The sequence below is a fragment of the Streptomyces sp. NPDC087844 genome (assembly GCF_044742785.1).
In the GTDB taxonomy this organism is placed as follows: Bacteria; Actinomycetota; Actinomycetes; order Streptomycetales; family Streptomycetaceae; genus Streptomyces.
Genome location: NZ_JBIUVD010000034.1, coordinates 59,149 through 71,035, shown reverse-complemented (window position 1 = coordinate 71,035; position 11,887 = coordinate 59,149). Strand labels below are relative to the sequence as shown.

At 70.4% G+C, this 11,887-nt stretch carries 9 protein-coding genes; 5 read left to right on the top strand and 4 right to left on the bottom strand.

What is annotated here, in order from left to right; all coding sequences use genetic code 11:
* Positions 1-413 precede the first annotated feature (413 nt).
* Both ACIOKD_RS39690 and ptsP read left to right on the top strand, forming a co-directional pair.
* On the top strand, positions 414-863 hold the full coding sequence (locus tag ACIOKD_RS39690; protein ID WP_402093191.1) for a PTS glucose transporter subunit IIA: 450 nt from the start codon (positions 414-416) through the stop codon (positions 861-863).
* Positions 864-941: 78 nt separating this feature from the next.
* A complete protein-coding gene (gene ptsP / locus ACIOKD_RS39685; protein WP_402093190.1) occupies positions 942-2,612 on the top strand; it encodes a phosphoenolpyruvate--protein phosphotransferase in 1,671 nt (556 codons plus the stop codon).
* A gap of 78 nt (positions 2,613-2,690) precedes the next feature.
* Here the strand turns inward: ptsP and ACIOKD_RS39680 are convergent, their stop codons facing one another.
* Together ACIOKD_RS39680 and ACIOKD_RS39675 are read right to left on the bottom strand one after the other, a co-directional pair.
* Entirely contained in the window at positions 2,691-3,587 is an 897-nt protein-coding gene (locus ACIOKD_RS39680; protein WP_402093188.1) for a hypothetical protein, read from the bottom strand.
* 97 nt (positions 3,588-3,684) lie between these two features.
* Positions 3,685-5,652 carry an acetoacetate--CoA ligase gene (locus ACIOKD_RS39675; RefSeq protein WP_402093186.1) on the bottom strand — a complete coding sequence of 656 codons (1,968 nt, stop codon included), beginning with the start codon at positions 5,650-5,652 and terminating at the stop codon, positions 3,685-3,687.
* 212 nt (positions 5,653-5,864) lie between these two features.
* On the opposite strand from ACIOKD_RS39675, the gene ACIOKD_RS39670 reads away from it, so the two are divergent.
* Positions 5,865-8,231 carry a glycoside hydrolase family 31 protein gene (locus ACIOKD_RS39670; protein WP_402093185.1) on the top strand — a complete coding sequence of 789 codons (2,367 nt, stop codon included), beginning with the start codon at positions 5,865-5,867 and terminating at the stop codon, positions 8,229-8,231.
* 27 nt (positions 8,232-8,258) lie between these two features.
* Here the strand turns inward: ACIOKD_RS39670 and ACIOKD_RS39665 are convergent, their stop codons facing one another.
* Positions 8,259-8,795, bottom strand: a complete 537-nt coding sequence (locus tag ACIOKD_RS39665) for an NUDIX domain-containing protein (RefSeq protein WP_402093183.1) — start codon at positions 8,793-8,795, stop codon at positions 8,259-8,261.
* A gap of 92 nt (positions 8,796-8,887) precedes the next feature.
* Positions 8,888-9,697: a M15 family metallopeptidase gene (locus tag ACIOKD_RS39660; protein ID WP_402093182.1), complete on the bottom strand. Its 810-nt coding sequence runs from the start codon at positions 9,695-9,697 to the stop codon at positions 8,888-8,890.
* Positions 9,698-10,038: 341 nt separating this feature from the next.
* Here ACIOKD_RS39660 and ACIOKD_RS39655 point away from each other — a divergent pair, with 341 nt between their 5' ends.
* Together ACIOKD_RS39655 and ACIOKD_RS39650 are read left to right on the top strand one after the other, a co-directional pair.
* Positions 10,039-10,485 carry a Zn-ribbon domain-containing OB-fold protein gene (locus tag ACIOKD_RS39655; protein WP_402093180.1) on the top strand — a complete coding sequence of 149 codons (447 nt, stop codon included), beginning with the start codon at positions 10,039-10,041 and terminating at the stop codon, positions 10,483-10,485.
* Positions 10,482-11,672, top strand: coding sequence for a lipid-transfer protein (locus ACIOKD_RS39650; protein ID WP_402093179.1), 1,191 nt, complete (start codon positions 10,482-10,484; stop codon positions 11,670-11,672). The genes ACIOKD_RS39655 and ACIOKD_RS39650 overlap by 4 nt, the downstream gene beginning before the upstream one ends.
* The last annotated feature ends 215 nt before the right edge of the window (positions 11,673-11,887 follow it).

Sequence of the window (11,887 nt, the reverse complement as noted above, 5' to 3'; positions counted from 1 at the left end):
CGTTGATTTTTGGCACGCTGTTGAGTTCTCAAGGAACGGACGCTTCCTTTGTACTCACCCTCTCGGGCTTTCCTCCGGGCGCTTCCCTTCGTGTTCCCAAACTCTATCAGTGAATTTCCGTCTCCCTGACCACCGATCCTGCGAACATGCAGAACCAGACCCCGAGAAAGGATCTGACAAGTTTGGATGCTGCCAGGCACGGACGCACGTTCGCGCCCCTCGGCCTCAAGCAGGAGTACGACACTACACGGGGCTCCGGAGCGGGCGCAAATCGTTTCCGCTGTGCGCTACGACCGCCAACCGGCTCCTCTGGCGCGGAACCGTCACTTCTCATGACTTACGCTGCTCAACAGTGCGCCGTCCGGGACAGGCAGTGACGGCCCATATGAATCCCCGCCCCCGGGAGGCTTCCCATGACCATCGTGACGTCCCCTCTTGCAGGACGCACCATCGGACTCACCGCTGTACCCGACCCGGTCTTCTCCGGGGCCATGGTGGGCCCCGGGACCGCGATCGACCCCGTACGGGAGGCCTCGGAGGCGGTCGCGCCCATCGACGGCGTCGTCGTCTCCCTGCACCCGCACGCCTTCGTCGTGGTCGACGACGAGGGTCACGGAGTGCTGACGCACCTCGGCATCGACACCGTTCAGCTCAACGGTGAGGGTTTCGAGCTGCTCGTCAACAAGGGCGACACCGTGCGGCGCCGGCAGGCCGTGGTGCGCTGGGACCCTGCCGCCGTCGAAGCGGCCGGCAAGTCTCCCATCTGTCCCATCGTGGCACTCGAAGCCACGGCTGAGTCCCTCTCCGACGTCAGCGTTGACGGCGAAGTGAAGGCTGGCGACGCTCTCTTCAGCTGGCACTGACCTCATCGCCGTCAGCGACGGCGGGCACGGCACGACATCACGGCGGCAGGGCCCGCCGCTCTATCGGAGACTGGTGACATGGAGACAACGCTGCGAGGCGTCGGCGTGAGCCACGGTGTGGCGATCGGCGAAGTTCGGCACATGGGAACGGCGGTGCTCGAACCGCCTGCCAAGCAGATACCGGTGCAGGACGCGGAGCGCGAACAGGGGCGCGCCCGCAAGGCCGTGGAAGCCGTGGCCGCCGACCTGATGGCGCGCGGCAATCTTGCGGGCGGCGAGGCCCAGGCCGTTCTTGAGGCCCAGGCCATGATGGCCCAGGACCCGGAGCTCATGGCCGACGTCGAACGGCGTATCGCCGTCGGAAGCACGGCGGAGCGCGGGGTGTACGACGCTTTCGCCTCGTACCGCGCCCTGCTGGCGAACGCCGGTGAGTACCTCGCGGGCCGGGTGGCGGACCTCGACGACGTGCGGAACCGTATCGTCGCCCGGCTGCTCGGTGTGCCGATGCCGGGTGTTCCCGACAGCGACGAGCCGTACGTCCTTATCGCTCGTGACCTCGCGCCGGCCGACACGGCGCTGCTCGACCCGACGCTCGTTCTCGGTTTCGTCACCGAGGAGGGCGGGCCGACGAGCCACAGCGCGATCCTGGCGCGAGCTCTCGGTGTGCCCGCCGTGGTGGCGCTGCCGGGAGCCGGTGAGCTGGCCGAGGGCACGATGGTCGCCGTGGACGGCAGCACCGGTGAGATCTTCGTGAATCCGAGTGCGGAGAAGAAGGCCGAGTTGGAGGCCGCGGCGGCCGTGCGCAAGGCTGCGCTCGCCGGCTCGACCGGGCCCGGGGCCACTTCCGACGGACACAAGGTTCCCCTGCTGGTCAACATCGGCGGCCCGGCGGACGTTCCGGCGGCGGTCGAGGCCGGTGCCGAGGGCGTGGGGCTCTTCCGCACCGAGTTCCTCTTCCTCGACGACAGCAAGAACGCGCCGTCCGAGGAGAAGCAGGTCGAGGCGTACCGCAAGGTGCTTGAGGCCTTCCCCGAGGGGCGTGTCGTGGTGCGCGTGCTCGACGCGGGCGCCGACAAACCGCTCGACTTCCTCACGCCCGCCGACGAGCCGAACCCGGCTCTGGGCGTGCGCGGTCTGCGGGCGCTGCTCGATCACCCCGACGTGCTGCGTACGCAGCTGACGGCGTTGTCGAAGGCTTCCGAGGGGCTGCCTGTCCACCTTGAGGTCATGGCGCCGATGGTCGCCGACCGTGCGGACGCCAAGGCGTTCGCCGACGCATGCCGTGCGGCGGGTCTGCAGGCGAAGTTCGGCGCCATGGTCGAGATTCCGTCGGCCTCATTGCGGGCGCGCTCGATCCTGCGGGAGGTCGAGTTCCTGTCGCTCGGCACCAACGACCTCGCGCAGTACACCTTCGCCGCCGACCGTCAGGTGGGCGCCGTGTCCCGGCTCCAGGATCCGTGGCAGCCTGCGCTGCTCGACCTGGTCGCGATGTCCGCCGAGGCGGCCCGGGCCGAGGGCAAGAGCTGTGGCGTCTGCGGCGAGGCCGCCTCGGACCCGCTGCTCGCGTGTGTGTTGACCGGTCTGGGTGTCACCTCTCTTTCCATGGGCGCGGCGTCGATTCCGTATGTCCGCGCGACGCTGGCCAAGTACACGCTGGCGCAGTGCGAGCGGGCCGCGGCAGCCGCGCGCGCCTGCGACAGCGCCGAAGAGGCGCGTACTGCGGCTCAGGCAGTGCTGTCCGGCGAGTAGCCATCCGTGATCGAGGGGCGCTCCACCGAAAGGTGGGGCGCCCTTCGCGTGCTCAGTGCGTGTGTTCGGTGCGTGTGTTCAGTGCGTGTGCGCGTTCGTGTGACCGTCGTCGCCCAGGTCCGGTGGCGCGCAGTAGTCGACGCCCGACTCCGGGGAGATGAGGTCGCCTGATTCGACGTCTGTGCAGTAGGCGTCGAAGACTTCTCCGGCAGTGAGGGGTTCCAGTCCCTCGCCTCGCAGACGCCAGCCGTAGACCTGGTCGGTGGCGTCGGGTGTGCCGGTGCGCATGACGAGGCCGCCGGCGCTCCGGGTGGCGATGCCCAGGGCGAGCACGGTGGTGAATTCGAGCGCCTCGGCCTCGTCCAGGTGCGGTGTTCCGTGCTGATCGTCGTCGGTGCGCAGGACGGCCACCAGCGCCTCGGGCTCCGTGGAGACACTGCACACGAGATGCCGCTCTCCGGGGCCCGAGGCCTGGAGGATACGGGCGAGCAGATCCGAGGCTCGAAGGAAGGCCGCCCGGCCGATGTCCTCGCCGCAGGACGCGCAACTGCCGATCCGGGCCAGGAGCGTGGTCGCGTACTCCCAGGTGGCCCTGCGGACCGCTTCGTCGATGAGGTCGGGGACGAGGGTGTCGAGGGTCTGGCCTTCGTAGGGGACGGTCGCGCCCGTCGTGGCGAGCTCCGCCGTGAAGCGGGTACGGCTGGACGCGGTGTCGGGGTCGAGTGCGTGCTCGGCGCAGAACTCCGCGTACTCCTCGGGGTCGAACAGGGCCACCGTGGTGTGGCCGCCCTCGGACGCGAGTGTCCTGAGAAGGGTTTCCACCTGTCGGAGATAGCTCGTGTGGTCGTCGAAGGCGAAGGTGCGGTAGCGGCGTCGCATGGCGGTGAAGTCCTGCTCGTCGGTGAGCAGGCCGATCGTTCCGGCGACTTCGCGGCGCAGGACGCGTCGCATGGTCCGGTGCTGGGTGTGCGCCATCTTTCCCCCTGTGCGCGGTGATCAATGCTCACTCACCGTAACCGGAGGCACTGACAATCCGCCTCGGGGTGTCCGAGGCGGTCGCGGCGGGGTCTGGTCAGGCGCGGTCGCGGGCCAGCCGCTCGTAGTAGCGGAGCAGGTCGAGGTCGTCGACGGAGCCGGGGTTGACGGCCTTTTCGAGGGGGGTGCCCTGGAGGAGGCGTTTGACCGGGACCTCGATGCGTTTGCCCGTCAGGGTGTGGGGGATGCCGGGGACTTCGATGACCTCGTCGGGAATGTGGCGGGGTGAGAGCTGCTCCCGGATGGTCTGCTTGATACGGCCGAGGAGGGCTTCGTCGAGTTCGGCTCCCGGTGCCAGGTGGACGAAGAGCGGCATCCAGTAGCCGCCGTCGGGCTGTTCGACGCCGATGACGAGGGATTCACGGATTTCCGGAAGGCGTTCGACCGCTTCGTAGATGTCGGCCGACCCCATCCGTACGCCCTGGCGGTTGAGGGTGGAGTCCGAGCGGCCGTGGATGACGACGGAGCCGCGTGAGGTGACGGTGATCCAGTCGCCGTGGCGCCATGCTCCGGGGTATGTGTCGAAGTAACTGTCGTGGTAGCGGCTGCCGTCGGGGTCGTTCCAGAAGTGGATCGGCATGGACGGCATGGGGTTGGTGACGACGAGTTCGCCGACCTCGTCGATGAGGGGTTTGCCGCTCGGGTCCCAGGACTGGAGGTCGGTGCCGAGGCCCGGGGCCTGGAGTTCGCCGATGTACACGGGGAGGGTGGGGACCGCTCCCGCGAAGCAGGAGCACACGTCGGTGCCGCCGCTGACGGAGGCGATCCACAGGTCGTCACGCACCTCGTCGTGCAGCCAGCGGAATCCGTCGGGCGGCAGGGGCGAACCGGTGGTGGCGACGCACTTGATCCGGGAGAGGTCGAAGTCGCGGGAGGGGTGGACGTCCGCCTTCCGGCAGGCCATCACGTACGCCGCCGAGGTGCCGTACAGCGTGGCGCCGGTGCGTTCGGCGATGCGCCACTGGGCGCCGATGTCCGGATGGCCGGGGCTGCCGTCGTACAGGACGATCGTGGTGCCGGTCAGGAGGCCGGAGACGAGGAAGTTCCACATCATCCAGCCGGTGGACGTGTACCAGAAGAAGCGGTCCTCGGGTCCCAGGTCGCAGTGCAGGCCGAGTTGTTTGAGGTGCTCGACGAGGATGCCGCCCTGCGACTGGACGATGGCCTTGGGCAGGCCGGTCGTGCCGGAGGAGTAGAGCACCCAGAGCGGGTGGTCGAAAGGCACCTCTTCGTAGACGGGTGTGACGTCCGACGAGGTGAGGACGGACCATTCCAGGGCGCCTTCGGGGGGCTCGGTGCCGAGGAGCGGGATGTGGACGACGGCGCGCAGGGTGGGCAGTTCGCGGCGCAGTTCGGCGACGGTGTCCCTGCGGTCGTGCTCCTTGCCCCCGTAGCGGTAGCCGTCGACCGTGAAGAGGACGACGGGTTCGACCTGCTGGAAGCGGTCCAGGACGCTGCGGGCGCCGAAGTCCGGGGCGCAGGAAGTCCACACCGCACCGACGGCAGCGGTGGCGAGGAGGGCGGCCACGGCCTGCGGGATGTTCGGGAGGTAGCCGCTGACGCGGTCTCCGGGGCGTACGCCGAGGGCACGCAGTTCGGCGGCCAGGGAGCCGACCTGCCGGCGTAGGTCGGACCAGCTGACGGGACGGGGTTCGTGGGTCTCGTCGACGTACAGGAGGGCCGGTTCGTCCGCTCGGGTGTCGGCCGCTCGCAGTGCGTGCTCGGCGTAGTTCAGGGTGGCTCCTGGGAACCACTGGGCTCCCGGCATCGAGCGGTCGCCCAGCACGCGCGCGTAGGGGGTGGAGAACCGTACGTCGAAGAAGTCCGTGACGGCTTTCCAGAACGTGTCCAGTTCGTCCACGGACCAGCGGTGCAGGCCCGCGTAGCCGCCTTCGGTGGGGGCTCCGTGGTGCTCGGCCGCCCAGGCCTGGAATCGGGTGATCTGTGCCTGGGCGATGTGTTCCCGGTCGGGCTGCCAGAGCGGCGAGGGGTTCGATGAGGTCATGGGTCGGCTCCCGGACTGCGCGCGTCGTGTGCGTGTACCGCGCACGGGCTGGGGTGTGCGCGTCACGCGGCTGGGACGGACGATGCCACGTGATCGACTTTGACACCAGAGTCGGTCCCACACTGTCCGCCCCGTGAACATGTGGTGTCGCCATGAGTGAACGGAAGTTGAACGGAACACTCGTGGGTCCATTCGGGTGACAGGCTGAGCAGATGAACGGTCGTGACCTGGTGCGTTCGATGAAGGCGGTCGGTTCGGTGGGGGCGGGCCAGGGCTTGCTCACCGTGCGGGCCGCGTGGCGCAGGCGGCGTATCGACGCCGTCGGGCTGCCGGTGCGGGGGGCTGAACGCGCGCGGGTTCCCGGGCCCGTGCTGTCCGCGGAACCCGCGCCCGGCGGGGGCATCGTCCGGTTCACCCGGTCGGAGCTGCGGATCACCGTCACGGTAGGCGGAGCGGTCTTCTGGGGCTGGGACGGGGCGGGGCCCGAGCCCTCGTACGCGCTCGCGGGCGGTGTTCCCGAGCCGGATCCCCGGGCTGTGCTGGAGCCGGACAAGGACGGCGCCTGGCGGGTGGTGGCGGAGCGGATGACGGTGGTCGTGTCGCGGCTCGGCGCCGTGGAGGTGCGGACGCCGGGCGGGGTGAGTCTGCGGCGTGAACTGCCGCCGCGGTGGTGGGAGCCGGCCGGCGGTGGCGCGGCGCGCTGGATGCAGCGCTCCGAAGTGGCCGCGGACGCGCGTTTCTTCGGTCTGGGCGGGCGTGCTTCGGGGCTCCGGCTGCGCGACGGGACGTACCGGCTGTGGAACGCCGGTCCCGGGCACTCCTTCGGTCCCGGTGACGATCCGCTGTATCTCACCATGCCGGTGCAGATGGTGGTGGCCGACGCGGCCACCCACCTCGTGTTCCACGACAGCTCCTGGGACGGCACCGTCACCTTGCGCGAGGGCGAGGAGGGTGCCGGGTCCGGGCACGACCGGGCCGGGGCGAGCGATCTGCGCATGGACGGCGGGTCGCTGCGCTGCTGGGTGATGGTGGGCACTCCCGCGCGCGTGCTGCAGACCTGGGCGTCCCTGGCCGGTGCCGCCGCGCTGCCGCCGGCCTGGGCCCTGGGGCACCATCACGTGCGGCGCGGCATCGGGGGCGAGCAGGAGGTGCGGCGGATCGTGGGCGGTTACCAGGAGCACGGACTGCCGCTGGACGCCGTGCACCTGGACGTCGGCCACCTCGACGCGCAGCGGACGTTCACGGTCGACCAGGACCGCTTCCCCAAGTTGCCGGTGCTCGCGGAGGAACTGCGCCGGGACGGGATCCGGCTGGTGTCGATCGTGGAACCGGCCGTCAGGGCCGAACCCGGCAACTCCGTGTACGACGACGGAACCGCCGAGGACGCCTTCGTACGGGACTCCTCCGGAGAGGTGGTGCGCGGTGTGGTCCGGTCGGGCGAGGCGGTCTATCCGGATTTCACGCGCGCGCGTACGCGCCGGTGGTGGGGAGGGCTCTACGAGGAGCGGCTCTCACAGGGGTTCGCCGGATTCTGGCACGACCTGGACGAACCCGTGTCCCGCACCGCTTTCGGCGAGTCCACGCTGCCCCGTTCGGCGCGGCACGACCTGGAGGGCCGCGGCGGCGACCATCGCGAGGCGCACAACGTGTACGCCCTCACCATGGCTCGGGCCGCCTACGAGGGGTTGAGCGAACTGGCGCCCCAGGAGCGGCCGTTCCTGTTCTCGCGGTCCGGATGGGCCGGAACGCAGCGCTACGGAGGGACCTGGTCCGGAGAGGTGGCCACGGGCTGGCCCGGTCTGAGGGCGTCGCTCTCGCTGGTGCTGGGGCTGGGGCTGTGCGGAGTGCCGTACTCGGGCCCCGACGTGGGCGGCTTCGGCAAGGGTGCCGGCCCCGAGCTGTACCTCCGGTGGTTGCAACTGGGCGCGTATCTGCCGTTCTTCCGTACGCACGCGGGTCCGCGGGCCGGGCACGGGGAGCCCTGGGAGTTCGGCGACGAGGTTCTGGAGCACGCGCGCGTGGCGCTGGTCGGGCGCCGGCGGCTGCTGCCGTACTTCGTGACGCTTGCGCAGCTGGCCCGGCGTACGGGTGCGCCGTATGTGCGGCCGCTGTGGTGGGGCGTCCCGGAGGACAGGGCCTTGCGCGACTGCGAGGACGCCTTCCTGCTCGGCGACTGTCTCCTGGTGGCTCCGGTGCTGGATCCGGGGACGGACCGGCGTGCCGTGCGGTTGCCGCGGGGCCGCTGGTACGACGTGGAGACCGAGAGGGTGTACGAAGGGCCCGCGCAGGTGCTGGTCGACGCCCCTCTGTCACGGATTCCGGTACTGGTCCGCGCGGGCGCCGTGCTGCCCGTACGCGGCGACGACGGCGCTCTGGAGCTGGAGGTGTGGGCGCCCGCCCACGGACGGACCGGGGGCGGGCTGGTGGTCACCGACTCCGGGGACGGCTGGGAGGAGCCGGAGATCGAGCGTTATGTGACGCGTCGGCAGGGGGCGCGCGTGGTCGTGGAGCGGGAGGGACAGGACGGCCCGGTCGAGCCGTCCCTTCGCGTACGCGTGCGGGGACTGGGGACCCGATGAGCGGGCTCTGAAATCCCTCGGGGTCTGTCAGATGTACCGGCCCTCGAACCACGCGCGGGCCGCCATGGTGTGCAGCGGGAAGGCGAGTTCGGTCGACCTGCGCAGCAGGTGCCAGCCCTCGGTCTCGTCCGTCGCGGCGGACGGTGGCAGGTCGTCGGCGGGGCGCTCCGGGAGGGCCCCGAAGAGCAGCAGGTGCCCGTCGGGTGAGCTCAGCGCGTCGACGAGGCGTACGTCGCGGCTCGCCGCGACGATGCCCGTCTCCTCCTTGAGTTCACGGACGACGGCCTGCCGCCAGTCCTCACTGTGGTCGATGAACCCTCCGGGCAGAGCGACTCCCCCGCGCGCGGGGGCGATCGTTCTGGTGATGACGACCAGGGCCGCCCCCTTCGTGTCGTACACGGGCTGCAGGGCCACCGCGACCGGCAACGGGTTGCGGTAGGCCGTACCGCCGCAGGAGGCGCAGGTTCGGGGCCAGCCGGAGACGCCTTCTCCGTAGGGTGCGCCGCAGCTCGAACAGTGAGTGCTCGGCGCGGAGTTGGCGGACGAGATATGGGATGGAGACACGCCCGGGACTGTATCCGATGATCAGAAGGTTGTTTTGGCTGGCCGCCCCAGGTGGTGCTTCAGTCCTGCCTCGACGGTGTCTCAGTGCCTGTTCACGGGGACGCGACCAGGGATGTGGTCGACACAGGGAAGTCGAAGTAGGTGTCGGGATGGGCCTCGGGCTTGAAAGTGAAGTGCCACCATTCTTCGGCGAGGTTCACGAAACCGAGGCCTTCGAGGGTGCCCTTCAGGAGGAGCCTGTTGGCGCGCTGCTGTCCCTGGACGCGCGGGTCGAGCGTGTGCGACAGGGTGTCGAAGCAGTCGTAGCCCGTGCCCATGTCCACCGAGTTGTCCGGGAAGCGCTCGCCCTGGGGCGCGAAGCAGGACACGAGGGGCTCCCCGGGGACGTACGGCCGGGTCGGCTTCGCCGGGAGCTTCACGATCGTCAGGTCCATGGTCGAGCCGCGGCTGTGGCCGGACTTCTCGGCGATGTAACCGTCCTCGAACAGACGGGTCTTGTCGACGTTCGGGTAGAACTCGTTTTTCATGGTCTGGTCGTCGAGGTCCTCGGCCCAGCGGACGAAGTGGTCGACGGCTCGCTGGGGCCGGTAGCAGTCGTACACCTTCAGGGAGTAGCCCTGGGGCAGGAGTTGCCGCTGGGCCTCGTGGAGGGCTTCGGCGGCGGGCCTGGTGAGGATGCACAGCGGCTCGCGGTAACCGGCGATGCGCTCGCCGACGAAGTTGTGCGGGGTGAAGTAGCGCATGTCCTGGATGATCGTGCGGTCCACGGACCGGAGGGCCACGAAGTCCTCGGGAGCCTTCGGTTCGGGTGTCGCCGTCGCGGTGGCGGAGGCGGCGCTGACGGCGAGCAGGGTGGCGAGCGCGGTCACGAGAGCGCGTACCGCTGTGGTGAGTCGGGTCATGACCCATGCGTCTATCAGTCGCGGGTTCCCCGGGGGAAGTGATCGGATACGGTCCGCGCCCGATCGGGCGGCCGGGCCGGGCCCCGGAGGAGAGGGATGCGGGTGACCGGATCGGGTGGCTCCGGGTGAGGGACGACCGGGACCACCCCCGTGGGCCCCGGTCGTCCCTACCGATAGTCGGACGCCCAGGAGGCCCCCGGCGGTTCTCCGCGGTTCTCCGCGATCATCCGCGGTTCTGCGCTCCGGGCGGCGTACTCCGTGCACACTGCCCAATCGGCGTGGCGCGTGGCAGACTTCTGACGTTCCGTCAGATCCAGCAGATCCAGTGTCGTGGAGGAACCTTGTCGCGCACTCGTACACCCGTCGTCACCGGCTGGTTCGCCGGCGAGGGAGACGACTTCCGGCTCCTCGGCACGCGCTGCTCGGTCTGCGCGTCCGTGTTCTTCCCCCGGGAGGACGCCTTCTGCCGCAATCCGGGTTGCTCCGGCGGTGAACTGACGGAGGTACCGCTGTCGAGGCGGGGCCGAGTCTGGTCCTACACGGACAGCCGGTACCGGCCTCCGTCACCGTACGTGTCCGATCGGGAACTCGGATGGCGGCCCTACGCGTTGATCGCTGTGGAGCTGGAAGCCGAGCGCCTCGTGGTGCTCGGGCAGACGGTCCCCGGGATCTCCGTCGCCGATCTGACGGTGGGCATGGAGGTGGAGGTCGTCCCGGGTGTGCTGAACGAGGACGCGGAGACGACCTGGACGACCTGGCACTGGCGGCCGACGGGGGTGACGGCATGACGGGTGAGGTGGCGGTGCTCGGCGCGGGCATGCACCCGTGGGGCAAGTGGGGGCGGTCCTTCGTCGAGTACGGGACGGTGGCGGCGCGCGAGGCGCTGTCCGACGCGGGCCTCGACTGGCGTCAGGTCGGCTCGATCGTCGGCGCGGACACGGTGCGGGGCGGCTATCCGGGATACGTGGCCGGAGCGACGTTCGCCAAGGCGCTGGGCTGGCAGGGGGCCCGGGTGGCGAGCGTGTACGCCGCGTGCGCGTCGGGGGCGCAGGCCGTCGACGCGGCGCGGGCGCAGATCCTTTCAGGGCTCGCGGAGGTGGTGCTCGTGGTGGGTGCGGACGCGGCGCCGAAGGGGTTCTTCCGGCCTGCGGGCGGGGACAGGGCCGACGATCCGGACTGGCTGCGGTTCCGTGTCCTGGGGGCGACGAATCCGACGTACTTCGGGCTGTACGCGCGGCGGCGGATGGCGGTCCACGGCGACACCTTGGAGGACTTCGCGCAGGTCAAGGTGAAGAACGCGGCCATGGGGGCGCTGAATCCGAACGCGCGCTACCGCAAGCGGGTCACCGCCGAGGAGGTCGCCGCGTCGGCCGTGGTCGCCGATCCGCTGCGGCTGCTCGACATCTGCGCCACCTCGGACGGCGGGGCGGCGCTGGTGCTGTCCAGCATGGAGTTCGCGCGCCGGCACGGGGCCGCGGACGCGGTGCGGATCCGCGCGGTGTCCACCGTGACGCCCCGCTATCCCAACACCGTGCTGGACCTGCCCGACATCGCGACGGACTCGGCGGTCGCGGTGGAGCCCGCGCCCGAGACGTTCCGCGCGTCGATCGCGCGGGCCGCGTACGAGGAGGCGGGGATCGGCCCGGAGGACCTCTCACTCGCCGAGGTCTACGACCTGTCCACGGCCCTGGAGCTGCAGTGGTACGAGGACCTGGGGCTGTGCGGTGAGGGCGGGGCGGCCAAGCTCCTCGGGGAGGGCGCGACAGCGCCGGGCGGACGCATACCCGTGAACATGAGCGGTGGACTCTCCTCCTTCGGAGAGGCAGTTCCCGCACAGGCCATCGCCCAGGTCTGCGAGCTCACCTGGCAGTTGCGGGGAGCGGCGGGCGACCGGCAGGTGGCGGGCGCCCGGGTCGGCGTCACCGCGAACCAGGGTCTGTTCGGGCACGGGTCGGCCGTGATCGCTGTCGGATGAGGCGGCGGGCCGATGCTCGTCGGCGTCCGGTGGGGTCGGCGGCACGCGGTCGGACCGGGGCGTGGGTGCGAACCGTTCTCGCCCGCGACCTTGACGCTCCCACAGTGCCGGTGAACACTTCCGGTGTCAGTCGGCGTCGCCGCAATTCGGTGTATTCAGGCACTGCGCCGCGCGGGCCTCCGTCCGCGCCAACGGGCCGTCCCCCACCGGCGATT

Excerpts from the sequence above, each read along its gene's own strand:
- ACIOKD_RS39680 (WP_402093188.1), bottom strand. The coding sequence starts at position 3,587 with ATGGCGCACACCCAGCACCGGACCATGCGACGCGTCCTGCGCCGCGAA.
- ptsP (WP_402093190.1), top strand. The coding sequence starts at position 942 with ATGGAGACAACGCTGCGAGGCGTCGGCGTGAGCCACGGTGTGGCGATC.
- ACIOKD_RS39670 (WP_402093185.1), top strand. The coding sequence starts at position 5,865 with ATGAACGGTCGTGACCTGGTGCGTTCGATGAAGGCGGTCGGTTCGGTG.
- ACIOKD_RS39690 (WP_402093191.1), top strand. The coding sequence starts at position 414 with ATGACCATCGTGACGTCCCCTCTTGCAGGACGCACCATCGGACTCACC.
- ACIOKD_RS39675 (WP_402093186.1), bottom strand. The coding sequence starts at position 5,652 with ATGACCTCATCGAACCCCTCGCCGCTCTGGCAGCCCGACCGGGAACAC.
- ACIOKD_RS39660 (WP_402093182.1), bottom strand. The coding sequence starts at position 9,697 with ATGACCCGACTCACCACAGCGGTACGCGCTCTCGTGACCGCGCTCGCC.
- ACIOKD_RS39650 (WP_402093179.1), top strand. The coding sequence starts at position 10,482 with ATGACGGGTGAGGTGGCGGTGCTCGGCGCGGGCATGCACCCGTGGGGC.